We start from the raw sequence: 24,061 nt of genomic DNA, 5'->3' as shown, positions 1-24,061 counted from the left end.
CCCTTGGGTGCGATCAGGGCGCCCGCGCGTGGGGACCGCTAGGCCTTGCGGCGGCCGATCGACGCGGAGAGCTACCTTGCGGACCCGGCTCGTGCCAGGCGGGCCGTTTCTGAAGGGGCCGTGCCGTAAGCTGCACGATATCTGGCAGCAAAATGCCCCATGTGGGTGAACCCCCACTTCAGCGCCACGTCCTTGATCGATAGCGCATTCAGCGGCGACGACAATTCCGCCTGCACCGCCTCGATCCGTATTTCTCGCAAATAGGCGAGCGGCGTTACACTTCGATATCGGCGGAATCCATATTGCAGCGATCGGATGCTTATACCGACAGCGCCCGCTATCTCGCTCAAAGTCAGCGGCTGGTGCATGTTGGCGTGCATGAAATCGATCGCGTCCATGATCTGGTGCGGTGCGGCGTTCGTCGTGTCGCGAAGCAGGCGATCGCCGAGGCAATGGGGAAAGCCCAGCAGAACCAATCGCAAAATGGATTCGCCGAGCAATGCCATGGATTTGTCGGATCGTAACAAGGTGTCGCGCATCCCAGATCCGACCGCTTCGCTGAGCATCCTCAGCATCCGCCCTGCCGGACCGGCGAGTCCGAGTTGCGGACTCAGCTCGATGTTTCGCAGTGCCACGCCTTCGAAGCTGGCGGACAGTGTCTTCTGCACGAGAGCCATGTCGAATTCGAGCGTGACGTGTCCATGGCCACCCCGGCCGGCATAGGAGATCGAGCTCACGTCCGGCACGCTCAGCGCGAGCGCGGAGTCGCGGTCGATCACGATCGTCCGGTTTCGAATTTTGGCATGCACGGTGCCAGCGCTCGGTAGGACGAGGCCGAGTCTCTCCTTTTGCTGCGGGAATCGGCACGTCCAGTCGATCTCTGACCCGACCTCCCACCAAGAGAAGCCGCTTGTTGCAGCAAAGGTGCCGCTCCAGCGAAATGCGCTCTGGCCGCTGTCGAGGTCGATCCGCGCGTGCGGTGCGAGCTGGTTGAACGTGCTCAGAAACTTCTCGAAGCTCTCGTTACGGCTGCTGAGGTCGGTAAACATGAGGTCACGTCGGTTCAGGAAGGAGTCATGCCAGTTTAAATCAATCCCAAACGCGCAATCCTGTCCAGTCGGCGCAAACATTCGACAGTATATATTCCGGCCCCAATCGCGTGGGTCTAGGATCGTCGGTCAGTCGCTCGTGCCAGGGGAGCCGTTCGATGGACCTGCCGCTATTTCACCTCTACGGCGACCCGCCTGATCCACGCGCGTTCAACTTCGTCCACGCCGAGACGATCGCATCGCGTTGTTCGCTTCACGATTGGAGGATCGGCGTGCATCGCCACGCCAACTTGCTGCAGATCCTGGTGATCGAGGGGGGCAGCGGCGAGATACAATACGAAACGTCGAGCGCGATCTTTTCTGCTCCCGCCATCATCGTGGTTCCGCCAACTGCGGCTCACGGATTTCGGTTTCAGGAGTCGACGACCGGGTGGGTGGTGACTTTCACCGAGGATATCGCCAGAGCGTTCGGCGACCCGTTGGGCGAGACGATTGCTCCTCTCAAGCGTTTGACGACCGGGCCCGTGGTTTCGGTCGGGGACGCCAGGGAAATTGTACGTCTATCCGAATTGTGCGGTTACCTGAGCGAAGAGCGCTTTCTATCTCGTGAGGGCTTCCGACTTGCGATGATTAGCTATCTTGCTCTGATCGCAGTCGAGGTCAGGCGCCTGATCGTGAATCGCGACCTAACGACGGCGTGCCACGACGATGCGGTAATCGACGAGCTGTTCAAACTGATCGAGACCAACTTTCGTAGCCACCGGCTGCTAACCTTCTACGCCGGGAAGCTTGCGATGTCATCCGATCGTCTCAACAAGCACGTCAAGCGATTGAGGGGCGTGACGGCCGGCCAGTTGATCAGGCAGCGGGTGTTGACCGAAGCCAAGCGAAGGCTTGCATTCTCAGATCAACCGATCGGCGAGATCGCATATGATCTCGCATATGCCGATCCGTCCCATTTCGTACGCTGTTTCCGCAGGGATACGGGAGTGACTCCGCGAGCTTTTCGCGAGAAAGCCGATCGGATGATCTAGTCTCGCAGAGGCAAGTGGGGCGAGGCCCACGATGCGTTCGGCCTCGCTCGTTTGAGATCGGCGTGGGTTCGATCGTTACTGTCGTGCTTCGACGCTTTTCATGACGAAGCCTCGTTCTCATCAACCTCGGCCTGGATATCCACAGCCAGGCGCCCCTCGCCATCGAAGGCTCGTAACGTCCATTTCCCGCCTTGCCGATCGGCTCCGAGCAGGATCGGCCGGCCACAATACAGGGGCGCCACATGCTTCGATGTCATCTCACGGAGGCGCCCGCCTAGCTCGGTTCTGAGCAATTCCGTCATGAGAAGCGTGACGAGTCCGCCATTGACGACGAGGTCGGGAAAGCCCTCTCGTTCGCGAGCAAACTCCCGATCAAGATGTATGCGGTGGGAATTGAAGCCTAGCGCCGAGTAGTGAAATAGCAATGTCTCGTCGGGAATCACGCGCTTGAGCGTTGCGGGCAGCTCCGCTGGGGCAGATACTACTTCGTTCTTGGTCGCGCGTCCGGCGCTCATAAGGATGTAGGTTTGCGCCTCCGTCAGCACTGGGTGCGGCGCAGCCGCGTCGTAAAGTGAGTGGGCGAGCGTCACGATGGCTATCGGACCATTCGCCGTTTCCCTATGCGACAATTTGTGGACAAAGCTCTCCCGACGAAAGGTGCTGCCTATCCGGATGTCTCCGTTGTAGCGCACGCTTCGGCCACCTAGCATGAGCCTGGGCAGGCCCAGATCCGGCAGGGGGACGCCAAGGCCCGGAAAACCGTCGTCGCGAAGCGCCGAGCGCCTCGTATCGGCACCAAGCAGGATGAATTGCCAACCGCGAGGCAATACGTCGCGCTCGGTCCATTTGTCCGGGTCGAGATCAAGCATGGCGGCAACGCGCCGAACGGTGGCGAGGCTGCATGCCTCCTGCCGCACGACTCGATGCTCGTTTCCATCGGCTCGGTCCATCTCTTCATCCCCTGCCGAACAGCGTTATGGTTTGTACGCAATGACTACGCCGGTTCACCCGGTGGCGTCGGTCAACTGCTATTCGCTGCGGTCGAGCTCGAAGTTGCGGGTTTCGGGGCTGGCCAGCAAGGCAATCAGGGACATTACGATGAGTGCGAGGCACATCACGGTAAGAACCCAGACCTGTCCTCCAGATGATTGCATCAACCAAGCGGCGACGAACGGAGCCGGACCGGAAAATGCTAAGTTGGCAGTTGTGTAAGCCAAGGCAGAGCCGGTATAGCGCACGGACGTGGGAAATGGCTCGGCAAAGAAGGCTGGCAATATGCCGCTCTGCGCCTGGATGCTTCCGATGAAGATAGACATCGCGAGGAAGATCAGAAACACGTTGCCGGTCCCGAGTAGCGGGAAATAAATCAGTGCGATCACGAGCATAATGATCGAGGCAACGATGGACGGTGGTTTACGACCGAAGTGATCGCTCGCCGCGCCTCCGATAGCGGTGGTGATGACAGCAACGAGATTGGCCCCCATGAGGCACAGGAACGCCGTTTGGTTTGACACGCCGACCGTCTTCGTCACGTAGCCGAGCGAAAAGACTGTGACGACGTAGAAGCAGGCAGATGGCGCTGCCCAAAAGAGCGTCAAGCGAAGGACCGTGCCTCCGTGAGTCCGGAGTACGGCGAGCGGTGAAGTCTGTCGCGGGCCGTCGTTCTCATGTGCCTTCATGTGTTCGAATGCCGGTGTCTCCTCGACCTTAAGGCGGATATAGACTCCCAGCATGACGAGCAGCAGGCTCATCAGAAATGGAATGCGCCAGCCGAAACTCATGAATTGCTCGGGCGTTATCGTTGCCGCGATCAGGAACAGCAGCAAGTTGGCCAAGACCTGGCTCACCGGCGCGCCCATGTTGATGAAGGAGCCGAACAGACCGCGTTGATTGGCAGGGGCGTGCTCCATGGTCAAGAGCTGGGCGCCGGTCGCCTCTCCACCCAATGCGAAACCCTGCATAAACCGTAGCGCGACCAGCAATGCGGGTGCCCACAAGCCGATACTGGCATAGGTCGGAAGGCAACCTATCAGAAATGAAGCGAGGCCCATCAGGATCAAGGTGAACAGGAGGACGCTCTTGCGTCCCAGCCGATCCCCAAGGACGCCGAGCACTAGGCCGCCCGCCGGACGGGCGAAGAAGCCGACGCCGAAAGTGGCGAAGGAGGCCAAGATGGCGGTGCCCGGATCCATCGTTGGAAAGAACTGCGCGGGAAGCACGGTCGCCGCGACCGCACCATATGCGGTGAAGTCCAGCCATTCGAGAGCAGAACCCAGCGCACTGCTGATTGCCGCTCTCCTGGCCACCGCTGAGAACCCTGATGATTTCGCGGTTTTCACGTCCGCAAAACCATGCTCGAGCGCCGACATTGCTTGATTCCTCTCTGATTTTTTTCGGGGGACGCGCAACCGACGATCGAGCGCGCGGTCGTGGCCGGTTACGACTTGGCCGTTCCGACCTGATGTACTTCGACGATGTTGCCTTCGGGGTCGTGGAAGAAAATCTGGTTCCATCCTTCGATAGCCCATGCCCCAAAGTCCGCATAAGGCACGCCGTGCTCGGTCAGACGGCGCTTGATGCCCTCGATGTCATCCGTCCGAAATGCGATGTGACCTCGCTCGAGCGGGTTGATTGCCTGCTTGGTCCGGAACGCCACGTTCAAGTCGAGCGTGGACAGATGCATTTCGCTCGTGCCATCGGTCAGGAAGGCGACCCGTCCGCCGTATCCTTGATTTTTGATCTGCTTCTGATTGCCGGTGTAGGCGTTGCTTTCTGACAGCTCGAGCACATCCTTGTAGAAATTCTCGAGATCGGTTGGGTCTTTGGCGCAGAAGTTGATGTGGTGAAAGTGCGTCGCCATGGGGGTTCTCCGTTGATGGGGACTTCGAGGGTTAGTGAATGTGGCTGCCGCCGTTCACGTCCAACGTTGCGCCGGTGATGTAGGATGAAAGGTCGGAAGTCAGAAACATGCAGGCTGCGGCGACCTCGTCGGGCCGACCGGGGCGGCCAAGCGGTATCCCAGCCGTGAGTTCGTGTATGCGATCCTTGGAGACAGCATTGCTCACGAAATCGGTCTCGATCAGCGAAGGACAAACCGCATTGATGCGAACGCCTGCCGGTCCAAGCTCGCGGGCGAGAGATTTAGTGAGGCTGAGCACGCCGCCCTTCGACGCCGCATAGTGCGCGCCGCCTACAAGTCCGCCACCTCGCTGTGCTGCCACCGAGGCGACGCTGACAATAGAGCCGCTGCGCTGCGCGGCCATCGGAGCGGAGAAGGAGCGGATCACGTTGAAGGCGCCCGTCAGATTGACGGCGATGACTTCATCAAAGTCCTTGCTGCTGATTTCGTCATGTCTGCCGGAGCGAATGATGCCCGCGCAGTGAACCAGAGCATCGATCCTATTGAAGGCCTGCATGACCTTTGCCGCGGCCGCATCGCAGTCCGCGGGGGACGCGATATTGCAATGCAGTCCCAGGGCCGACGACTGCGAGTAGATACCTGCAAGTTCGCGAGCGGCATCGTTCACCCGCTCGCTGATATCGAGCATCGCGACTTGAGCTCCGTTTGCGGCGAGCATGTTGGCGGTGGCCCAGCCAATCCCGTGTGGGGACGCTGCACCTGTGACCACGCAGACCTTGCCCTTCATCAACATGAGAGCCTCCTCCTTCGTTAATTGAGGTTGCCTTTACGATGTTTCATATATGAAGTCAAATATTCATTGATGAAAATAGAGATGGACCCAGAGTCGGATATTTCATATGTGAATTTGATAAATCATGTGCCGAATGATCGGGCATGCGGCGCAACGGACCGATTTCTCGTCGATTCCAAATAAGCGCAACCAGGGAGGCAGAGCCGGTGACACATCAGCCACTTACGGGTATTCGCGTTTTGGACCTGACAAGCGTCGTGGTGGGACCGACCTGTACATGGCGTCTCGGGCAGTACGGCGCTGAGATCATCAAGGTCGAAGCTCCCGAAGGCGATCTCATGCGCGGCTTGGGAGGGCTGTCACCGACCAGTCAGCACTCGGGCACTTACCTTCATCTCAACCGAGGAAAGCGCAACGTCTGCCTCGACCTCAAGAAGCCCGGCGCAAAGATTGTCGTTGACCGTCTCATAGAGTCGTCGGACATCATCATCGCAAACATGCGCCCGCGTGCGCTTGAGCGCCTCGGTCTCGACGCGGCGACGATCCGCGCCAAACATCCGCAGAAGATCTATTGCTTGATCACGGGCTATGGAACGGACGGGCCCTACTCCGGCCGGCCGACCTATGACAGCGTGGTGCAGGGAGCTTCGGGAATCGCCGGCCTCTTCCTCGCCCGGGACGGCGCGCCGGCGTATGTGCCTCTTGTAATCTGCGACCATGTCGTTGGAGAGATTGCGGCCGGTGCGATCCTGGCAGCGGTGGTCAAGCGGAACGCGGGCCGTGGTGGCAGCAGCCTCGAAATTCCCATGTTCGAAACCATGGCCGCCTTTGTCTTGCAGGAGCACCTGGCCCAACAGAGCTTCGATCCCGCGGTCGGACCGGTGGGCGATCAGCGGCTGCTCAATCCACAAAACAAGCCGCTACGCACCGCCGACGGATGGATTTCGGTGACTATCAACACCGATCCGCAAGTTCGGGCCTTTCTGAAGGCCGTAGGCCGGGACCAATTGCTGGGTGATCCGCGCTTCGCGACCGTGAATGCGCGGGCGATTCATGTGAAGGAATGGTTCGAGATCAGGGGAGCTGCTCTGTCGGGCAAGACCACGGCGGAGTGGCTATCGGTGTTTCAGGCAGCCGATATTGCCGCGATGCCATGTCACACACTTGAGTCCTTGTCGGACGATCCGCACCTGCAAGCCGTTGGATTGATGAAGCATGAGGATCACCCGTCCGAAGGCCGCATCGCGGCCATTCGGTCGACGATCCGCTGCGACGGAGCATATCCGTCGCTCCGGGAATGTGCGCAACCGCGAGGGTGGGAGACAAGAACGGTCCTTGAGGAATTGGGATTGGACGCTGCCGATATCGACAGGTTGTTCGCGGCGGGTGCCGCGATAGCGAGTCATAGTTGATCGGTGGCGCTCTTGAGAGACACCTAAATCGTAAAGAATTCCAATCAACAGGGATAAGCGTATGTCAGGTCACCGACTGAAGGGAAAAGCCACGATCATTACCGGTGGTGGAGGTGGAATTGGAACCGCGGCTGGCCGGATTTTCTGCGGGGAGGGAGCAAAGGTTGCTCTGGTCGATCGCGACTCATCCATCGTAAATGAAGCCGCGAACGAGATCCGCAGCAGCGTAAAGGACGCGCACGTGGAAGCAATCGTTGCGGATCTCGAGGATGAGAGCGCCGCAAAGAGTGTAGTCGATCACGTCGTCGCTACGTTCGGCAAACTCGATGTGCTCGTGAACAACGTAGGAATTAGACGCTACGAGCCGCTCGCGGATGCAACTTGGGACACCTGGGATGCAATCGTGCGGGTCAATCTGCTAAGTTTCGTATCAATGGCCCGAGCATCGCTACCGGCTTTACGTCTCAGTGGAAAGGGCAGCATCATCAACGTGTCGTCCACCTATGCTCTTTACGGCCGCAAGGGCATGGGTGCCTATGATGCCACGAAGTCCGCTGTTCTGTCGCTGACGCGGACGCTGGCTTTCGAGGAGGCCGAATATCGCGTCCGTGTGAACGCGATCTGTCCCGGCTTCACCCGAACACCGTTCCATGTCAAACGGCTCGGGGCCAAAGCAGTTGATGAACTGGTTCCGCCGTGTGTGATGCGTCGGTGGGCCGACCCATCCGAACTGGCCTACCCCATGCTGTGGTTGGCGTCCGACGAGGCGTCGTACGTCACGGCGGCGACGTTCATGGTGGACGGTGGCCTGCCCGCCTGAAGTGCCGGGTGAGCGGTCATCCGGCAGAGCTGGATGACCGTTGCCTATCGACGGTTCACTCGTCGAGCCGGCGTTTGTCCACTGACCGTGGCGGCTTCGCCCACCTCATTTCGCATTCCCGGCGTTTCTCCATGGCGCCAGCCCATTCGCTCGGAAAGGGCCCGAGCCGCTTTTCCGAGTACGGCTTCGACATCGGACACCGTCTTCTTGTTGCTCTGGTCGAGCCGCTCAGCATAAGGCACCGTCAAGGCCGCAATCGCCCGATTTTGAGTGTCCAGGATCGGATAACCAACCGCGTGCAGGCCCTTTATCTGCAGGCTGACAATCGATTCGAAACCGCGTTTCCGGATTTTGTCGAGAATTGGCGTGATGTCCAGGCTGGCATGTTCCGGGCGACGCTGAACAGATTCCTTGACGCGCAACGCGATGGTTTCCGGATCTTGGAATGCGAGGAGCGCGCGCCCTGAGGCGGAGACCAACACGTCGAGTTCGGCTCCGACGCGCAGACTGAACCCCATGCCAGCGGGGTTGTCCACTTTCGCGATCACGATCTGGCGGCCCTGATTATAGACCGTCAGGTGACAAGCTTGCTGAAGGCTGGATGATAGCTCCTGCATGAGCGGTCCGGCCTCGGCCAACAGCCGGTTTGTGGGTGGATTGCTGTGGGCCAATTCAAAGACCTTTGTCGTGATCGCGTAGGTATCGGCAATATTGACGATGTAGTTGCGATCCACCAAGCACGTCAGCATCCGATAAATTTCGCTTACGCTTCGACCGAGGCTTTCGGCGATCTCGGACTGCGACAGCGGGATGTTGCTGCGACACAGCATCTCCAGAATATCGAGCCCTTTCTCAAGAGCCGGAGCCGAATACGTCGGACCTGACGGTACCTTCTTCGCCTTACTCGCCGAGCTGGGTGTTCTTGCGGGCCGCTTCATCCAAAAACCTGATCCAACTTGTTTGCCTGCCTGCCGAAGCTACCGGCGCGACACGCAAGAGCCGCCCGTCGGCATTAGCCAATGCATAGCCGAAAATCCCTGCCTGTCCATGGAGAGTAATCCCTCATCCAGTGGCGAGCTGGCCTACTTGCATCGCTCCGACGCAGGACCATGCTTCGGAAAGTTAATGGTTTCATATATGAACTATTGACTTGATATATGAAATATGATTTTTGACGCGAGCCTTGAGCGAGATCGAGCGATTTCTCGTCGAAGGCCAAAAAAAATAACGTCCAAAGGGATGCCCGGACTCGCGAAGCAGATGCGTCGCGAACTTAAAAGAAGCGCCCACCAAGGAGCGCCGACGTCAAATTATGGAGGAGATTTGAGTGATGCGCTCGATTATCAGCGCTCTTGCGTTGTTGGCCCTTATCAGCGGCGCGTCCGCGCAGACGACCGGACCAATCAAAATCGGCATTTTGAACGACCAGAGCGGCATTTACTCGGATCTTGCTGGACCCGGGTCCGTCATCGCAGCGCGCTTGGCTGTGGAAGACGCGGGCGGCAACGTCCTCGGCAGGCCCGTCGAGGTCGTCATCGGCGACCATCAGGGGAAACCGGACATCGGTGCTGCGCTCGCCCGCCGCTGGTACGACGTCGAGGGTGTCTCGGCCATCTTTGACGTGCCTGTATCGTCTATCGCTCTCGCCGTTCAGGAAATCGCACGCCAGAAGAACCAGATCGCAATCTTCTCGAGCGCCAGCGCGTCCGACATCCTCGGCAAGTCGTGTTATCCCACGACCTTCCAATGGACCTTCAACACATTATCGGCTGCGCGCAGCACCGCATCTGCCGTTATCGAGCAGGGCGCCGGCTCCTGGTATTTCGTCGCGGCCGACTACGCGTTCGGACGCGCAATGGTGCGCGACGCGACCGACGTGATCAATCAGAAGGGCGGGAAAGTATTAGGTGCCGTCTGGCACCCACTCGGGACCAGCGATTTCGCCTCGTACATCCTCCAGGCACAAAGCTCGGGTGCGAACGTTATTGCGTTCGTCAGTGGCGGTTCCGATTTCGTCAATGCGCTGAAGCAAGCGAACGAGTTCGGCGTCGCATCCGGCGGACAAAAGATCGTCTCGATGCAGACCTTCATTTCCGACATCCATGCGATCGGCCTGTCGATTGCACAGAATCTCACGCTCACAGCGGCCTTCTATCATGATCTCGACGACCAGACGCGGGTCTGGTCGAACCGCTTCGCCAGCTTGAGTGGTGGAAAGATGCCGACCATGGCGCAGGCCGGCGTCTATAGTGGCGTTCTCCACTACCTGAAGGGGGTCGCCAAAGCAGGCACGACCGATGGTCCCGCGGTAGCCGCCGCAATGCGTTCGCTTCCGGTCGACGACATGATGACGCACGGCGCTCGCATACGCGACGACGGTTGGGTTATGCGCGACCTCTATCTGTTTCGGGTCAAGACTCCCAGCCAGTCGAAAGCGCCTTGGGACTATTACCAACTACTCGGAAAGATTGACGCCGAACAGGCGGCGCCACCACGGCTTCCGGATTGCAAGTGACTGGCTGGGCAACCGAAGAGGTGGGGCCAACGAATATCTTCCCATTCACTTTGAAAAGGCAGGCGGCACTCCTCGCCTCAAGAGCCCACTGAGGTGGCCCCCAACTAGTTCCGCGAGCACCGAACTCGCGACGCGAGTTCGGTGCCGGGACACTGGCCTTGACCTGGCGGGGATCCGCCGAAGATCGGAAGGATAAAGATATGCCCGTCGTACGCGTTAGCTGGTTCAGCGGCAAGGATATCAAGGCAAAAGCAGCTGTGGCCGCCGAAATTACCGAGAGCATCGTGAAGAACACCGGGACGGACGCAAAATACATCTACGTCATTTTCGAGGACGTTGAGCCCGCAAACTGGGCCGGTGCAGGAAAGTTGTTCGGCGAATAAGTTTAAGAAGCTGATGCCGTCGCCGTCCGGGATCGGCGATGCTGCGTACGGGGTGCGCGCGTTCTACAGCGCGATGAGGGGACGAAAAGGCAAGATCCGAAGATCGAAAGCCACGCAGGTAGCTGCTGCGATCGTTGGCAATGCGTTCGAGTTTTTGCAGACTTCATCATTCGTCTGCTTCAGCCCGTGATAGGCATCCAATTGTAGCGTTCGTACCGACGTTCGCGGTTAGCCTCTGCTAGATTAGCTCTCTTGCAAGCTCAATTGCGGAGACCCAGGATGAGCAGGGGTCTCCAGAAAGCGGAGACACTGCGCTTCGAGAACAGCATCATCATGTCGATTGGTGGGCGTTCGTCGCCTGTGTCATCGGCTCACTTGCCGCGTATGGGCTTAGCCGCTTTTCCTACCAGTTCCTGGTTTGGCGCAACAAGGAGATCTGCAATCCGATTTCGCCGGCTTCAAGGGTGATCCGGCGCCGGCGCCCGGAGCTTCCGTGATCGTCGTCGCCGGCGACACGCGGCAGGGTCTCGCCGCCGCCCTGCGGGAATTGCGCGCGGCCTGTCCGCCGCCGCTCGAAGTCGTGGTCGTGGCCGGCAACCACGAGTTCTGGGCGCGCCCGGCATTGCCCGCGGCGATCGACGAAGGCCGTCGCGTCGCTGCCGACCTCGGGCTGCACTACCTGGAGAACGAGGTCGCGGTCATTGGCGGCGCGACGGGCGTCCGCTTCGCCGGCTGCAAGCTGTGGTCCGACTACGGGTTATTCGGCGAGGCCTCACGCGCGGCGGCGATGCGCGCGGCCCTCGAAAGCATGCGCGACCACAAGCGCATCAAGTGGAGCTCGAATCCTTGGGCGCGTTTTCGCCCACAGGAGGCACGCGCATTGCACCTGACGTCTCTGGCATTTCTCAAGGGCGTCCTTGCGACGCACCACCCCGGCCGCGCGTCGTTCAACCTTTCACTTTGTTCTTAGCAGCGCGAACAGTGGGCGGACGACACCGGTAAGGAGCTCACGTTCCGAACTCGTCCGTGCCAACACCCGGATGCCTAGCGTTGCGCTGAGGAAGAGGCGGGCTAGGTCGGCAGCCGGCAGTTTGGTTCGAATTGTCCCGTCGGACTGGCCGTTGGCGATGCAATCGCGCAGGTACTTCTCGATTCGGTCGAAGACGTTCGTAACCAGATCACGGAAGTCAGCGTCATGCGGGGCGACCTCAAGCGCGGTGTTGACGACGAAGCATCCTTTCTGCAGGGCGTCGGCCCGCGTCTCCTCTATGAGAGCGTCGAAGTATCGCTCCAGTGCGCGTAAGGGCGGGTCATCGTCCCCGAAAATCGCCGAGCAGGATTCGAGCGCCCGACGAACATACCGATCGAGCACGAGACGGTAGATGGCCCTCTTATCACCGAACGCATTGTAAAGGCTCGGCGTCGTCATTCCGGTGTGGTCGGCGAGGTCACGCATCGATGTCGCCTCATAGCCGTTCGTCCAGAAGCGCTGCGTTGCGGCTTCAAGCACCGTGTCTTCATCGAATTCCCTGGGCCTGGCCATGTAGATCCGTCGGTCTATGAGCAGAGCGAACAACCTAACCCTGTTTTATTACGATCGTCAAAAAATCTATTGCATGTTTTATGACGATCGATATAAAACAAATTGAGCCGATGCCCGCGCCCGACCTCGACCACCGATAGTCGGACGATCCCGGCCTCGGCACGGAACTTTGCCCGTACATGCCGACCGTGATCCGCACAGGAGGAATTCGCATGATCAAGCACCTCAACCCCTCTCGCCGCGACTTTCTGAGCACGACCGCTATCGGCCTGGGCGCGGTGGCCCAGTTCACACTAACGGGTGCGGCACGCGCCCAAACCAGGAGCGAACAGATGAGCGAGCATGTCCAAGTAGATGGGATTTATCCCTTCCCGGCTGTGATGCAGACGCGGACGATCGAAACCAACGGTACATCTATCCACGTGCGGGTCGGCGGTCATGGCCCGGCAGTGGTCCTGCTGCACGGCTTCGGAACATCGGGCGACATGTGGGGTCATCTGGCGAGTGCACTGATCGAAGACCGCACGATTATCGTGCCCGACCTGCGTGGGTCGGGCCTCTCGTCGAAGCCTGACGGGGGCTATGACAAGAAGAATCTGGCGGCGGACGTGGTGGGCGTCGTGGACGCTCTGGGCGTGCGTACGTTCGAATTGGTAACGCACGACATCGGCATTATGGTGGGCTACGCAGTCGCGGCCACCCACCCTGAGCGCGTGAGCCGATGGGTGGCGATCGATGCGCCGCTGCCCGGCATCGGACCCTGGGAAAAGATCCTGCAGGAGCCGGCCATGTGGCACTTTGGCTTCGGTGGTCATGACATGGAGCGCCTGGTCGCCGGCCGCGAGCGCATCTATCTCGACCGCTTCTGGAACGAACTTTCCCGGCATCCGGAGCGATTTGATGAAGCGAAGCGCCAGCATTATGCGGCGCTCTACGCGCAACCCGGCGCAATGCGAGCGGGCTTTGCCCAGTTCCTGTCGTTCAGCCAGGATGCGACCGACAACAAGGCGTTTCTCGCGAAAGGCAAACTCAAGATGCCGGTCTTGGCCCTGGGTGGCGAAGCTACGTTCGGGCCGATGATCGGCGCGGTGGTGCGGTGTGTCGCCGATAACGTCGAAGACGTGATCATCCCGGATTGCGGACACTGGATCACGGAAGAGCAGCCGGCCGCGACGACAAACCTTGTCGTCGACTTCCTACGCCGCCGTTCGTAAGTTAGCTGCGTTACGCGGTGCGGCGCCGCTCGGCTGGGTCCAACCGGCGCCGCAGCCCCTCCACAAGCAAGGGGATTTGTCGTGACTTCTGGCCGCTCGAGACGGATCCAGGTCACCGGTCAGGAGCAGGATATGAACGCGCTGCCAAACATCGGTCACGTCACCGCACATTCTGACAGCGATGTTCTGCACTGGCTGACAAACGACACGCGCGACGAGCGCTTCCTTGACACTATTTTCGCTGAGCTATGTCTCCGGCTCCAGCGAGCGGGCATTCCGGTCAAGCGAGCGACGCTTCATGTCATGATCCTCCATCCGCAATGGCTCGGCTCCCGGATCATGTGGGCCGACGGGACGCGCGAAGCCGAGCTTAGGAGAGTAGATTACGACGTCAGGGAGCGTCCTGACTACATCGACAGTCCCGCCAACGAACTCCATGATGGGGCCAGCGAGGTGCGCGAGAATCTGGAGCGCGACACCGCGTTGAGCCGCAAGCATGCCTTCTATGACAGGATGCGGGCGAAAGGCCTCACTGACTATGTGGCGTGGCCGCTGTACCATACACTCGGCAAGCGGCATATTGTGACCTTTGCAACCGACCAGCTCGGAGGTTTCGACGACGCGCATATCGCCGGCCTGTTAAGGCTGTTGCCGGTTCTGGCGTTGGTCAGCGAAATCCGGATGAAGAACCGGCTGGCACGAACGCTGCTTGAAACCTATGTCGGGTCGCATGCCAGCGAACTCGTTCTGGCTGGCGCCACGAGGCGCGGAAGCGGAACGACGGTACGCGCCGCCATCATGATCTGTGATCTTCGTGATTTCACCCGGATCTCCGACAATTGGCCGCGTGATGACGTGATTGATCTTCTGAACGGCTATTTCGACGCGATGTCGGAGCCGATTGCGCGACATGGCGGGGAAATACTGAAATTCATAGGAGACGGTCTGCTTGCCATCTTTCCGCTCAGCAACCCGTCGGCCTGTGCAAATCTGCTGTATGCCGTGACTGAGGCCCGCCAGGCCATGATTGCCTTGAACGAAAAGAACGGCGAAACCGGCCGTGAGCCGCTCAAGTACGGCATCGGCATCCATGTCGGCGACGTCATGTACGGCAATATCGGGTCACAGACCCGGCTCGACTTCACGGTGATCGGTCCGGCGGTCAACATGGCTTCGCGTCTCGAAACCCTCACCAAACAACTGGGGCGAACGGTGCTGCTGTCCCGCGCGTTCACGGACTTCGTCAACAGCGATTTCGACCTCGAACGCGTCGGCGAATATCCGGTGCGCGGCTTCAGTGATCCAATCGAGCTGTTTGCGTATCACGGCTGAATGCCGGTCCATTGGTCAACGCCCGAGCGCCCCGAGCGGGGTTAATCGGCCTAGGGAGCCCGCGGATGCTGATCGGCGGGCGAGAGGCCGCTTCGGGCCGCGCAAGATCCTCCGCCACTCACAAGCGTCTGCCGGATATAGCTTCCAAATAGCGCTCGCCGTCGAGCGCGCCACACAAAGTTCTTACTTGCACTGTACCAACTAGTATGTATGTTTTCATCAGGTTTGGAAGATGCCGAAGTGATCTCTTTTTATCTGGAGCTGACTGCGCGCGTATTCGCGTTCAACGCCATGAACAACAAGCGAGGCTCAGGTGCACCGACCTACAATCGTTGTGCCCCGCACTGACCACCAACGACGAAGCAACTATGGAAACTCGGATGATCCGTCAGATTGAGACAACGACCCGCCGTGACTTGTTGCGGATGACCGGCGCGGCCGCTGCAGCAGGGGGAGCCGCGCAGGTGTTTGGCACGGACGCACTGGCGCAGACGGTGGTGGGTAAGATCAAGGCGATCGGATTCGATGCGTTCACGATATTCAACCCGCTCTCGGTTGACGGGGTAATTGATGAAATCTTTCCCGGCAAAGGTACTCAGTTGGCCAGTGCTTGGCGCACGCGCATCTTCGAGTATTGCTGGCTCAGGACACTCAACCAGACTTATGTAGATTTTTGGCACATCCTGGACGATGCGTTGGTGTTCGCGTTCAAGGCTGCGAAGATCGAGCTCAAGCCGGACGCGCGCGATAAATTCATGGATGCCTTCCTTCGCGTGAAACCTTGGCCGGAGGCGGTCGAGGCGCTTAAATCGATGCGACAAGCAGGGATCCGACTGGCTTACGTCTCGAATCTGACCCCGAAGATGCTGACGGAAATGAGCCAGAGCGCCGGCATCCTCGATCTATTCGAGCACATTTTGAGCACTGATCGCGTGAAGGCCTACAAGCCGGATCCGCGCGCCTATCAGATGGCCGAGGTTGTGTTCAATTTGCCGCGCGAAAATATCGTGTTTGCGGCGTTCGGGGGGTGGGACGCAGCAGGTGCCAAATCGTTCGGCCTCAAGACCTTCTGGGTGAATCATGTGAACGCGCCCGTTGAGGAGTTGGGTGTAAGGCCCGACGCCATTGGGACGACACTCACCGAATTGGCAAGATACGTCACTGCATAATTTCCCCTTGCTGAAGGCGAACGCATGCCGGCTCAGGTTTCCGGATTGTCTAGATACCCGATCAAGGGGCTCTCATCTGAGCCCCTCAACTCGGTGACATTGCAAGCTGGTCGAGGCGTGTCGGGCGACAGGGCATTTGCGTTGGCGCTGCCGTCGACCGTGTTTGACGAAACAAATCCTCGGCCGCTGAGCAAATTCGAGTTCATGGTGCTGGCACGCCAGGAAGCTTTGGCGCGGTTGACAACGTCTTACGACGGCAGCACCGGATTGTTGTCAGTGATCGACGGTACTGAAAGATTGTCGGCGAACGTCCAATGTGCCGAGGGTTGCGCCGCTATCGCAGCGTTCTTCGCACGCTTTCTTCCCGAAGGTCAGAAATCATCGAAGCCGCGACTCGTCACTGCGGCCAATCATTGCTTCACCGACGTCGGGGTGCACTCGTCCGAGCTCATGCACGCTATATCGGTGCTTAACCTGGCCTCGGTGAGGGACCTCGAAGCGCGTATCGGCGAGCGGCTCGATCCGCGCAGGTTCCGGGCAAATATTCTCGTCGAGGGACTCGATCCGTGGGTAGAGAACGAGTGGCTCAACCAGGAGCTAATGCTGGGTTCTGTTCGGTGTAGGGGCATGCGGCTGACCCGCCGTTGTCCGGCCACCGAGGTCAATCCCGATAGCGCAATCCGGGATATCAACGTTCCTCGTGAACTGATGCGTATTTTCGGTCACATTCATCTCGGCATTTATCTCACCGTGACCAAGGGAGGAGCGTTGCGCATCGGCGACACGGTCACTGCGGCCGGCTAAGCGACCAGCACGACACGGTGATCCGGTCTCGTGCGCGTCGCGGGTTAGTTATCGTCGTGGGGCTGAACAGTAGGCCAGTCGTCCACGAGCCATTGGTGAAATAAGCCGTACAGGCAAAGCGATCATAGCCGCGCAGCGAGTAGGGCCCCTCGCAAGTCTCTCGAGCGAGCTTGGGTCGCTTTGTTCAATCTAACCCTAAAACGAGGATTTCGTCGTGACTGAGACCCGCCCCCCATTTCCACCTTTCACTCGTGAGACTGCTACGCAAAAGGTGCGAGGCGCCGAAGACGGTTGGAATTCCTGCGATCCTGAACGGGTCACGCTCGTCTATACTCCGGACAGTTCCTGGCGAAATCGATCGGAGTTTATCCGAGGTCGCTCCGAGATAGTCGCGTTCCTTAGGCGCAAATGGACGAAGGAGCTGGATTACCGCCTGATTAAGGAACTCTGGGCATTCACGGAGAATCGGATCGCTGTGCGGTTTGCCTACGAATGGCATGACGATAGCGAAAACTGGTTTCGTTCGTACGGGAATGAAAATTGGGAGTTTGCCGCCAATGGATTGATGGAGAAGCGCTTTGCCTGCATCAACGATCTTCCGATCGGGGAATCTGAGCGCAAATTCCATTGGGATCGTTCACGACCGCGTCCCGTGGACCATCCAGGGCTCTCAGAACTCGGGCTTTGAAGCTCACGCACAGGGCGTGCATGTGTGCTCTCATTGTTGCTGCTGATAGGTCGCTCCGAGGAGCTAGTTTGCCCCGTTTGAGATGGCCTGCGGAGCAACGCCGGCGAATGTCGCTTCTTGTGGCAAGAAGCTCCGAAGGTCGATATGCCGCGATGCAGCTCGCGCTCGATAATGCTCAGGATACCGCGCCTAGCGCAAATGCGGTTGTCTTTTGACTGAACGGCTCATACGAAAGCAAAGCGGACATTGGTCGAAAACTTGACGTCAACCGTCCACTGGTCGACGATCCGTCCCGCCAGGCGCCGCGATCGAACTGACCCGAAAGGCGCGTCCATGGGAGGCATCGGAGCCTGTGCACCGTGCCAAGCGGAATCCGGGAATGGGTATTGCGGCGAAATGCCATCGACGACGCTGACCTTGCTGCGAGCTTCCTCCTCCTTTGCAGAACTGCAGGTCGGGCGACATACGATTTCGGGTGTCCGAGCAAGTTCGTCTCGGGAATCCAAGAGATGCTGCGCCGAAACGGCCACCGATTGGGAATCGATGGCCGCCTCCCTCCACGTCGTGCTTGGCTATGCAACAGGCACGAAAGTATAACCCGCGCCGTCCGTCACAATCTTACCAACGGCCGGGAACGGGAAATGGTAGCCGGTAACGAGCGCATTGTCGGCCACGACACGATCGAACAGCTTGCGCCGCGTCGTTTCCGCAAGCACCGGGTTAGCATCGATTGCGCCGTGCCAGTTCGGGTGCTTCGCGAACAGGGCGGGCATGTTCGTCGTGTCACTCAGCACCATCAGCTGCTCGCTACCTGATGCGACATGGAATGCGGTGTGGCCCGGCGTGTGGCCTGGTGCCGCGATCGAGCGGATGCCCGGAATAACCTCCGTATCCCACTCGTATTGCTTCAACTTGTCCTTCAGGAGTGGGAACATCGCCTGAAGTCTTTTGGGCAGGCCATGCTGCTTCTCAGGAAGCTTGGTGAAGATGCTTTCATCCATCCAGAACTTATACTCGTTGCTTGGCACGTAAACCGCGGCGTTCGGGAAAGTCGGCGTGTTATCTGGAGCTTTGCTCATAAGCCCGAAAACGTGGTCTGGATGGAAATGCGAAACGATCACCTTCGTGATCTGTTCCGGCTTGATACCGGCTGCCGCCATATTGGCGATCATCGCTCCGGCTGTGGGCTGAAACTGACCGCCCGTGCCGGCATCGAACAGAACCGTTTCGTTGCTGAACTTGACCAAGGTGACATTGAATGGAATAGGCACGACTTCATTCGCGATCCCAGCGGCTGCCAGCGCGGCTTTGGTTTCGTCAACGGACACATCCTTGATAAACGAGGGATCGTGAGGTTTTTCCCAAACGCCATCGTTCAAGATGAACCCCTGGACCTTACCGAAATTGAACGGGCGAAAGCCCTTGCCGGCTTCCGGTCCCTTCTGGGCGAGCGCAGCCTCGATGAACGAGACCGGTTTGGGCAGGCCGAACGCTGCTCCTGCAACTGCTGCCGTCAACAGAGCGCTCCGGCGGGTTAGATTTAGCATCGCTGTCTCCTTACGTTTTCTGCGAAGACGGCCATTCGCGGTCCGCCGGCGGAAGCCGGCATCTCGTGTCAAGCGATCGCAAACTTCCTATTGGGGAATTTTGGTATCCTAACCCTCCGTCCCCAGATGCGGCGAGTAGCTGACAAAGTCGAACAAATGCGGAAATGCATGCTCGCGGTTCAAGACGCATTGGATGTCGAGAAAGATGAGCCTCTCAATCCCAGCGGACCGCATCGTCTCCGAAACGTCCCAGCAGATCCTGGCTCTACCGATGATGTGCAGCATCCGGCCGCTCTGGAAGTCGATGAACAGAAGCCCGGCGCGCGCGTCCGTTTCCAGATTGCCGAGCGTGTTGAAGAGCAAGTTGCCGCTATAATCCGGGAAGCTAAGTTCGTTTGCCGAAATCACCCGCACGAAGCCGGGACGTCCGCCGCGGTGGGAGACATCGAGACCTTGCGAGGATTCTTGCGGGGCGAGTTGCGGCGACCGAGATGCAATAAAGAAAGTGTCGGCCTCGGTAATGAAGCTGACCTCGTCATCGCCCAGATGGGAAGCCGTTCGAGTTTCGGGCGCGAGCCTGGAGCAGATCCGCGACCGTTCGCTACGTGCCTGAATGTATTTCGGGCAATTTCCAAAGCTCTGTTGAACCCTGATCGAGAAACCTTCGCCGATAACGCAATTTTCGATGCGGCCGTTGACCCGGTTTCGGCGACGCGTCGAAAGCTCGATTCCGAGGCCCCCGACCGGAGCACCATCGCGAATGCACGAATGCAAGGGGTCACCCAGATCGGGCCATGACTCGATGGTAAGCAGATTCGCGTCCGAAGAAGTCACGAACCCTGGGGGGCCAGACAAAGTTGTGGCCCAGGGGTGTCCGTTCTGGTCCGCCATTCCCACGAGCATAAACGGGATCGCAGTGAAGAACGCTCGATGCTGCTCCGGCATGTAGTCTCGGATGACTGCGCGCCCTTTGAGTTCCATGCGATCACGCACGCCGGCAAGGCTTTGGATCGTTTGCTCGCCGGCGTGAAAGGGAGACGTGGCCTTCATCATAATAGTACCATCATGGCCGCACGCCTTGAGAAAACATGGCTGATCCCCGTTATCGGCAGTTGTCTTTACATACTAGTAGTTACATAACACAATCACGTTCGGTTGATTCGACGCGATCATGAGGATGTCATGAAGGCGAAGGGCGAGCTTGTTAAGGCGGCCAAGAAGCTGATGTGGGAGCGCGGCTACGAGGGCGTAAGTCCGCGCGACTTGCTAGACGAAAGTGGTGCAGGGCAAGGCAGTCTCTATCACCACTTCAAGGGAAAACTGGACCTCGCGTCGGTGGCTCTGGATGAGGTGTCCGATGAAATGTGTGAGTTCGCGCGCGAGACCGTCGGAACAGATGGTTCTGGGTTGGATCGCGTCTTCCGCTTTCTCGACGTTGCTCGCGACGGGCTTAAGGGTTGCAGGATGGGTAGATTTGCTTGCGAGTCGTCCATCGCTGAGGCTTCGTTGAGGAAACCGGTCGAACGTTATTTCCGCGAACTGCAACAGCTCCTTGCAGCAGCTCTTCGTGAAGCTCAAGCCAACGGAGAAATCGCGAAACGCCTCGATGCCAACGAGCTTGCGCTGATGCTCATAACTGTCGTGCAGGGCGGCTTCGTCGTTTCGAGGGTTTACCGCGATCGAAACGCCATCAATCAGGCTACTGAGATGGCCAAGTCCCTGCTCAAACCGCTCCCTCGCCGTTGAGCAGGAGGAGACAGTCTTCGGGTTGAAATAGACGCCGGGATATCGGAGGAGATTCCGGCAAGTCTCGGAAAAGCGCCTGAGGGAGGCGCCCCCTGGTCGACAGTTACGCAGACCAATCCGCCGTCGCCAATTTAAGATCTCACAATCCCAAGTGTATATCGCGACCAAGTAGTCATCGCCACCAAGTTGGGTTGCCTTCGCGGCAACGTCGGGATGTAACTCGTGTTGTCCAGGGTAAAGTCCACAAGGGGCTCTTCCAGGCCCTCAACGCCGTGATCGGACGTCGCGGTTGAGTTGGGCGTGCCTCGACGAACGCTTCATGGGGCGGGAATTCATGATACTGAACGGTTTCTCTTGTTCTCATCACCTTACGTAGGCGCCTCCATGACCGAGACACTCGACTTGCATCTTCGGCGTATGCCTCGCGTCGCTCTACTTGATCTGGCGACACCGATCCAACGGCTTCGACGAATTGAAGCTGCGCTAGGGGAGCAGTTGAACGGAATTCGTCTCTTTGTGAAGCGGGATGATGTGATGGGCCTTGGTGGAGGCGGCAACAAGTTGCGGAAGCTCGAATTCCTGTTGGGCGATGCTATTGCACAAGGCGCGGATACCGTCATCACCGTTGGCGGACGACAGTCCAACCACGCGCGGCTGACGGCTGCTGCTGCCGCTCGCTACGGACTGCGTTGTGAATTGGTTCTCGGGCGCGTGGTAGCGCGTGACGACGAAGACTATATGGAGAGTGGCAACATCATTCTCGATGACTTGTTCGGCGCGACAATTCACGATGTTGCTGGTAACGTGAGCACGCTTGCCGTCGCCGAGGAGCGCGCAGAAATTCTCCGGGCGAGCGGCCGTAAGGTCTACGTAGCTCCGACTGGAGGGTCGTCCTCAGTAGGGTGTCTTGGCTACGCAGCATGCGCGAGTGAAATTGCGGCACAATCGGCTGCGCAGGACATCCATTTTGGGCACATAGTCGTGCCAAATGGCAGTGGCGGGATGCACGCTGGCCTGTCGGCGGGCTTCGCCGCCCTTGGCGTAGGTGCAGCTAAAGTCAAGTCGTTTGCGGTGCTGGCAAGAGTTGAGGAGGCTCGCCGCGGTACACTTGAAAAAATCAACGCGACGTTGGGGCTGCTTGAATCTCCCGGTGTTTCTCCGGACGAAGTCAATATTAGCGGCGCACAGCTTGGCGAGGGTTACGGCATTCCGACCGAGGCCATGAAAAAGGCGGTTCGGCTCATGGCTCGCCATGAAGGCCTTCTCCTTGATCCGGTCTATTCGGGCAAGGCCTTCGCGGGCCTGTTGGACGACATTGCCAATGGAGTCCTCAAGCCTGGACAAAATGTGCTGTTTATCATGTCTGGCGGAACTCCAGCGCTATTCGCCTATCGAAAGGAATTTCGGCCTGACGAGTAAAAAGTACCGTTTGAGATCAAGAGAGGAAATCATAACCGAGGCCGGGCGATACGTCGCAACCATGAGGAGGTCGGTGCGGTCTTATTCGAGCGCACGGAGTTGTCGCCGTTCGCGGATGATGTGCGGCGAAACAGGCGTGCCAGTTTTTGTTGCAGTTACGTTGGTAAACCTGATTCATAATTCGGTTGCCTTCGCGGCAACGTCGGTATGTGGCTCGTTTTGTCTAAGGTAAAGTCCACAAGGGGCTCTTCCAGGCCCTCAACGCTTCAAGGAATACGTGTAGCCTTGAAGGCAAGAAATTCCTTGTAGGGTAGACGGCGTGCACTTCGAGTTGCCTCGAAGCCCAGTCGGGCAGCAACCTTACGAGTTCACCTTTTTCGATCTTGTCGTTGCAATAGGTAGAGGGCAAAAGACCGATACCGTGCCCTCGATAAACAAACGTGCTGACGGATTGGAAGTCCCGGCTTGAAATAGGGCCCGCAACCCGGATTTCCGCGCGTTTTCGTCCATTCAGCAATTCCCACTCTGCTTCGTTATTCTTGCCGTTGAGCAAGACACACTGATGCAGCCCGAGGTCGGCGGGCTTGGTGGGAGGCTTGCGATCCTTCAAATATTCGGGGGAGGCGACGACATAACGGACCTGGCTGCCAAGCTTCTTGGCAATCAAGGTCGAGTCCTTCAGCTCACCAAAGCGAATGCCGACATCGACATTTTCTGCGATCAGATCCAGGAACAGGTTGGTGATGAAAAGGTCGATCTTGATCCTCGGATAGAGTTTCAGGAAATCAGAGATAAATTCGAGAAAAGGATCTTGCCCCAAGACCACGGGCACGGAGATCTTGAGTGTACCCTCCGGCTTCCTCTGGGTCTGTGTCAAAACCCGCTCAGCGTCGAACAGGAGGTTCAGCGGTTCACTGCATTCGTGGAAATAATCCTGGCCTTGCGAAGTGAGCGCGAGCTTGCGCGTGGTCCTTTGCAACAGCGTGACACCCAGTTCCGCTTCGAGTGCCGAGACCTTCCGGCTCACGGTGGAAACCGGCATGCCAAGAGCGTGTGAAGCACGGCTGAAGCTTCCGAGCTGCGCAACCTTCACAAATACAGCAATGTCATTCAGATCAGCCATTTTTGCGATTTTTCCATAAATGGAAATGTAATTCCAGATATTTCCGCCTAATCAATCAAGCCAGCAGCTCCCATTCTCCTCCCACCAGCGAACACACCGCATGAAGAGGAGAAAGCGATGCCAACCAATGTTTTATACAGAACCAATGCCACAGCGACGGGAGGTCGTGTCGGCCATGCTGCCACCCCAGACGGAAACCTGAAGGTCAGCCTGACCCGGCCCAAGGAGCTGGGTGGCGACGGTGCCCCGGGCACCAACCCCGAGCAGCTCTTCGCTGCTGGCTATGCCGCTTGTTTTCTTAGCTCCATGCAGTTCGTCGCCACGCAGGGTGGCCCGAAGGTGCCGGGTGATACCACCGTCAAGGCTACCGTGGGAATTGGTCCGCGCGCCGAGGGCGGTTTCGGCCTTGAGGTCGGCCTCGCGGTTTATCTGCCCGGGTTGGCAAAGGCTGATGCTGAGACGCTGGTGCAGAAGGCCCATCAGATCTGTCCCTACTCGAACGCGACGCGGAACAGCCTCGACGTGCGCGTAGACATCGTCGCAGCGCAGTGAAGTTTCGAGCGGAAGATTCAGGCGAGTGCCCTTCCGACGATCAACCCAAAAACAACGG

At 58.7% G+C, this 24,061-nt stretch carries 24 protein-coding genes; 14 read left to right on the top strand and 10 right to left on the bottom strand.

From position 1 onward, the window contains the following. Nucleotides 1–71 precede the first annotated feature (71 nt). Nucleotides 72–1,049 (bottom strand): helix-turn-helix transcriptional regulator, encoded by a 978-nt coding sequence (locus UB31_RS39880; protein WP_197090804.1) that lies wholly within the window; start codon nt 1,047–1,049, stop codon nt 72–74. 158 nt (nt 1,050–1,207) lie between these two features. On the opposite strand from UB31_RS39880, the gene UB31_RS12180 reads away from it, so the two are divergent. Further along, complete coding sequence (locus tag UB31_RS12180) at nt 1,208–2,083, top strand: helix-turn-helix domain-containing protein (protein ID WP_044999853.1); 876 nt, start codon at nt 1,208–1,210, stop codon at nt 2,081–2,083. Nucleotides 2,084–2,181: 98 nt separating this feature from the next. On the opposite strand, the gene UB31_RS12175 is transcribed toward UB31_RS12180, so the two are convergent. The 4 genes from UB31_RS12175 to UB31_RS12160 all read right to left on the bottom strand — a co-directional run bounded on the left by UB31_RS12175 (nt 2,182) and on the right by UB31_RS12160 (nt 5,736). Continuing rightward, nucleotides 2,182–3,033 (bottom strand): HTD2 family dehydratase, encoded by an 852-nt coding sequence (locus UB31_RS12175; protein ID WP_044999852.1) that lies wholly within the window; start codon nt 3,031–3,033, stop codon nt 2,182–2,184. 78 nt (nt 3,034–3,111) lie between these two features. Then, nucleotides 3,112–4,452 carry an MFS transporter gene (locus UB31_RS12170; protein ID WP_044999851.1) on the bottom strand — a complete coding sequence of 447 codons (1,341 nt, stop codon included), beginning with the start codon at nt 4,450–4,452 and terminating at the stop codon, nt 3,112–3,114. Nucleotides 4,453–4,520: 68 nt separating this feature from the next. Then, nucleotides 4,521–4,943, bottom strand: a complete 423-nt coding sequence (locus UB31_RS12165; RefSeq protein ID WP_044999850.1) for a VOC family protein — start codon at nt 4,941–4,943, stop codon at nt 4,521–4,523. Nucleotides 4,944–4,974: 31 nt separating this feature from the next. Then, the gene (locus UB31_RS12160; protein ID WP_044999849.1) at nt 4,975–5,736 is read right to left on the bottom strand and encodes an SDR family NAD(P)-dependent oxidoreductase; all 762 of its coding nucleotides are present in this window, start codon (nt 5,734–5,736) and stop codon (nt 4,975–4,977) included. Between the two features lie 206 nt (nt 5,737–5,942). On the opposite strand from UB31_RS12160, the gene UB31_RS12155 reads away from it, so the two are divergent. Both UB31_RS12155 and UB31_RS12150 read left to right on the top strand, forming a co-directional pair. Then, nucleotides 5,943–7,148, top strand: a complete 1,206-nt coding sequence (locus UB31_RS12155; protein WP_044999920.1) for a CaiB/BaiF CoA transferase family protein — start codon at nt 5,943–5,945, stop codon at nt 7,146–7,148. 61 nt (nt 7,149–7,209) lie between these two features. Further along, nucleotides 7,210–7,968, top strand: a complete 759-nt coding sequence (locus UB31_RS12150; protein WP_044999847.1) for an SDR family NAD(P)-dependent oxidoreductase — start codon at nt 7,210–7,212, stop codon at nt 7,966–7,968. Nucleotides 7,969–8,012: 44 nt separating this feature from the next. On the opposite strand, the gene UB31_RS12145 is transcribed toward UB31_RS12150, so the two are convergent. Then, on the bottom strand, nt 8,013–8,906 hold the full coding sequence (locus UB31_RS12145) for an IclR family transcriptional regulator (protein ID WP_082078501.1): 894 nt from the start codon (nt 8,904–8,906) through the stop codon (nt 8,013–8,015). A gap of 392 nt (nt 8,907–9,298) precedes the next feature. Between UB31_RS12145 and UB31_RS12140 the strand changes: the two genes are divergently transcribed. The 3 genes from UB31_RS12140 to UB31_RS12130 all read left to right on the top strand — a co-directional run bounded on the left by UB31_RS12140 (nt 9,299) and on the right by UB31_RS12130 (nt 11,836). After that, nucleotides 9,299–10,483 (top strand): ABC transporter substrate-binding protein, encoded by a 1,185-nt coding sequence (locus UB31_RS12140; protein WP_044999846.1) that lies wholly within the window; start codon nt 9,299–9,301, stop codon nt 10,481–10,483. Nucleotides 10,484–10,683: 200 nt separating this feature from the next. Then, complete coding sequence (locus UB31_RS12135) at nt 10,684–10,866, top strand: tautomerase family protein (protein WP_044999845.1); 183 nt, start codon at nt 10,684–10,686, stop codon at nt 10,864–10,866. Between the two features lie 493 nt (nt 10,867–11,359). Further along, entirely contained in the window at nt 11,360–11,836 is a 477-nt protein-coding gene (locus tag UB31_RS12130; protein WP_156162695.1) for a metallophosphoesterase family protein, read from the top strand. Here UB31_RS12130 and UB31_RS12125 read toward each other — a convergent pair. Further along, nucleotides 11,822–12,442, bottom strand: a complete 621-nt coding sequence (locus UB31_RS12125) for a TetR/AcrR family transcriptional regulator (RefSeq protein WP_245305368.1) — start codon at nt 12,440–12,442, stop codon at nt 11,822–11,824. The two genes, UB31_RS12130 and UB31_RS12125, sit on opposite strands and share 15 nt — an antisense overlap. Before the next feature lie 179 nt (nt 12,443–12,621). On the opposite strand from UB31_RS12125, the gene UB31_RS12120 reads away from it, so the two are divergent. The 5 genes from UB31_RS12120 to UB31_RS40410 all read left to right on the top strand — a co-directional run bounded on the left by UB31_RS12120 (nt 12,622) and on the right by UB31_RS40410 (nt 17,616). Further along, a complete protein-coding gene (locus UB31_RS12120; protein ID WP_502691254.1) occupies nt 12,622–13,623 on the top strand; it encodes an alpha/beta fold hydrolase in 1,002 nt (333 codons plus the stop codon). A 132-nt stretch (nt 13,624–13,755) separates the two neighbouring features. Continuing rightward, complete coding sequence (locus tag UB31_RS12115) at nt 13,756–14,955, top strand: adenylate/guanylate cyclase domain-containing protein (protein WP_044999844.1); 1,200 nt, start codon at nt 13,756–13,758, stop codon at nt 14,953–14,955. Between the two features lie 380 nt (nt 14,956–15,335). Next, the gene (locus tag UB31_RS12110) at nt 15,336–16,124 is read left to right on the top strand and encodes a haloacid dehalogenase type II (RefSeq protein ID WP_050031521.1); all 789 of its coding nucleotides are present in this window, start codon (nt 15,336–15,338) and stop codon (nt 16,122–16,124) included. Nucleotides 16,125–16,148: 24 nt separating this feature from the next. After that, nucleotides 16,149–16,928 carry an MOSC domain-containing protein gene (locus UB31_RS12105; RefSeq protein WP_044999842.1) on the top strand — a complete coding sequence of 260 codons (780 nt, stop codon included), beginning with the start codon at nt 16,149–16,151 and terminating at the stop codon, nt 16,926–16,928. Nucleotides 16,929–17,142: 214 nt separating this feature from the next. Beyond that, a complete protein-coding gene (locus UB31_RS40410; RefSeq protein WP_082078500.1) occupies nt 17,143–17,616 on the top strand; it encodes a nuclear transport factor 2 family protein in 474 nt (157 codons plus the stop codon). 572 nt (nt 17,617–18,188) lie between these two features. Here UB31_RS40410 and UB31_RS12100 read toward each other — a convergent pair. Both UB31_RS12100 and UB31_RS12095 read right to left on the bottom strand, forming a co-directional pair. Then, nucleotides 18,189–19,133, bottom strand: a complete 945-nt coding sequence (locus UB31_RS12100) for an MBL fold metallo-hydrolase (protein ID WP_050031519.1) — start codon at nt 19,131–19,133, stop codon at nt 18,189–18,191. A 138-nt stretch (nt 19,134–19,271) separates the two neighbouring features. Next, nucleotides 19,272–20,216 (bottom strand): pyridoxamine 5'-phosphate oxidase family protein, encoded by a 945-nt coding sequence (locus tag UB31_RS12095; RefSeq protein WP_044999839.1) that lies wholly within the window; start codon nt 20,214–20,216, stop codon nt 19,272–19,274. Between the two features lie 129 nt (nt 20,217–20,345). Here UB31_RS12095 and UB31_RS12090 point away from each other — a divergent pair, with 129 nt between their 5' ends. Together UB31_RS12090 and UB31_RS12085 are read left to right on the top strand one after the other, a co-directional pair. Beyond that, on the top strand, nt 20,346–20,909 hold the full coding sequence (locus UB31_RS12090; RefSeq protein WP_044999838.1) for a TetR/AcrR family transcriptional regulator: 564 nt from the start codon (nt 20,346–20,348) through the stop codon (nt 20,907–20,909). Between the two features lie 402 nt (nt 20,910–21,311). Beyond that, on the top strand, nt 21,312–22,328 hold the full coding sequence (locus UB31_RS12085; RefSeq protein WP_044999914.1) for a D-cysteine desulfhydrase family protein: 1,017 nt from the start codon (nt 21,312–21,314) through the stop codon (nt 22,326–22,328). A gap of 223 nt (nt 22,329–22,551) precedes the next feature. Here the strand turns inward: UB31_RS12085 and UB31_RS12080 are convergent, their stop codons facing one another. Beyond that, a complete protein-coding gene (locus UB31_RS12080; RefSeq protein WP_044999836.1) occupies nt 22,552–23,451 on the bottom strand; it encodes a LysR family transcriptional regulator in 900 nt (299 codons plus the stop codon). 117 nt (nt 23,452–23,568) lie between these two features. Here UB31_RS12080 and UB31_RS12075 point away from each other — a divergent pair, with 117 nt between their 5' ends. Then, nucleotides 23,569–24,003 (top strand): organic hydroperoxide resistance protein, encoded by a 435-nt coding sequence (locus UB31_RS12075; protein WP_044999835.1) that lies wholly within the window; start codon nt 23,569–23,571, stop codon nt 24,001–24,003. Nucleotides 24,004–24,061: the final 58 nt, after the last annotated feature.

The sequence above is a fragment of the Bradyrhizobium sp. LTSP849 genome (assembly GCF_000938255.1).
Taxonomy (GTDB): Bacteria; Pseudomonadota; Alphaproteobacteria; order Rhizobiales; family Xanthobacteraceae; genus Bradyrhizobium.
This window is presented reverse-complemented; position numbering and strand designations above follow the sequence as displayed.

Coding starts and splice junctions, on each gene's coding strand:
- UB31_RS12170 (WP_044999851.1), bottom strand. CDS start 4,452: ATGTCGGCGCTCGAGCATGGTTTTGCGGACGTGAAAACCGCGAAATCA.
- UB31_RS12145 (WP_082078501.1), bottom strand. CDS start 8,906: ATGAAGCGGCCCGCAAGAACACCCAGCTCGGCGAGTAAGGCGAAGAAG.
- UB31_RS12180 (WP_044999853.1), top strand. CDS start 1,208: ATGGACCTGCCGCTATTTCACCTCTACGGCGACCCGCCTGATCCACGC.
- UB31_RS12080 (WP_044999836.1), bottom strand. CDS start 23,451: ATGGCTGATCTGAATGACATTGCTGTATTTGTGAAGGTTGCGCAGCTC.
- UB31_RS39880 (WP_197090804.1), bottom strand. CDS start 1,049: ATGTTTACCGACCTCAGCAGCCGTAACGAGAGCTTCGAGAAGTTTCTG.
- UB31_RS12095 (WP_044999839.1), bottom strand. CDS start 20,216: ATGATGAAGGCCACGTCTCCCTTTCACGCCGGCGAGCAAACGATCCAA.
- UB31_RS12115 (WP_044999844.1), top strand. CDS start 13,756: ATGAACGCGCTGCCAAACATCGGTCACGTCACCGCACATTCTGACAGC.
- UB31_RS12150 (WP_044999847.1), top strand. CDS start 7,210: ATGTCAGGTCACCGACTGAAGGGAAAAGCCACGATCATTACCGGTGGT.
- UB31_RS12120 (WP_502691254.1), top strand. CDS start 12,622: ATGATCAAGCACCTCAACCCCTCTCGCCGCGACTTTCTGAGCACGACC.
- UB31_RS12090 (WP_044999838.1), top strand. CDS start 20,346: ATGAAGGCGAAGGGCGAGCTTGTTAAGGCGGCCAAGAAGCTGATGTGG.
- UB31_RS12160 (WP_044999849.1), bottom strand. CDS start 5,736: ATGTTGATGAAGGGCAAGGTCTGCGTGGTCACAGGTGCAGCGTCCCCA.
- UB31_RS12165 (WP_044999850.1), bottom strand. CDS start 4,943: ATGGCGACGCACTTTCACCACATCAACTTCTGCGCCAAAGACCCAACC.
- UB31_RS12175 (WP_044999852.1), bottom strand. CDS start 3,033: ATGGACCGAGCCGATGGAAACGAGCATCGAGTCGTGCGGCAGGAGGCA.
- UB31_RS12105 (WP_044999842.1), top strand. CDS start 16,149: ATGCCGGCTCAGGTTTCCGGATTGTCTAGATACCCGATCAAGGGGCTC.
- UB31_RS12140 (WP_044999846.1), top strand. CDS start 9,299: ATGCGCTCGATTATCAGCGCTCTTGCGTTGTTGGCCCTTATCAGCGGC.
- UB31_RS12110 (WP_050031521.1), top strand. CDS start 15,336: ATGATCCGTCAGATTGAGACAACGACCCGCCGTGACTTGTTGCGGATG.
- UB31_RS12075 (WP_044999835.1), top strand. CDS start 23,569: ATGCCAACCAATGTTTTATACAGAACCAATGCCACAGCGACGGGAGGT.
- UB31_RS12135 (WP_044999845.1), top strand. CDS start 10,684: ATGCCCGTCGTACGCGTTAGCTGGTTCAGCGGCAAGGATATCAAGGCA.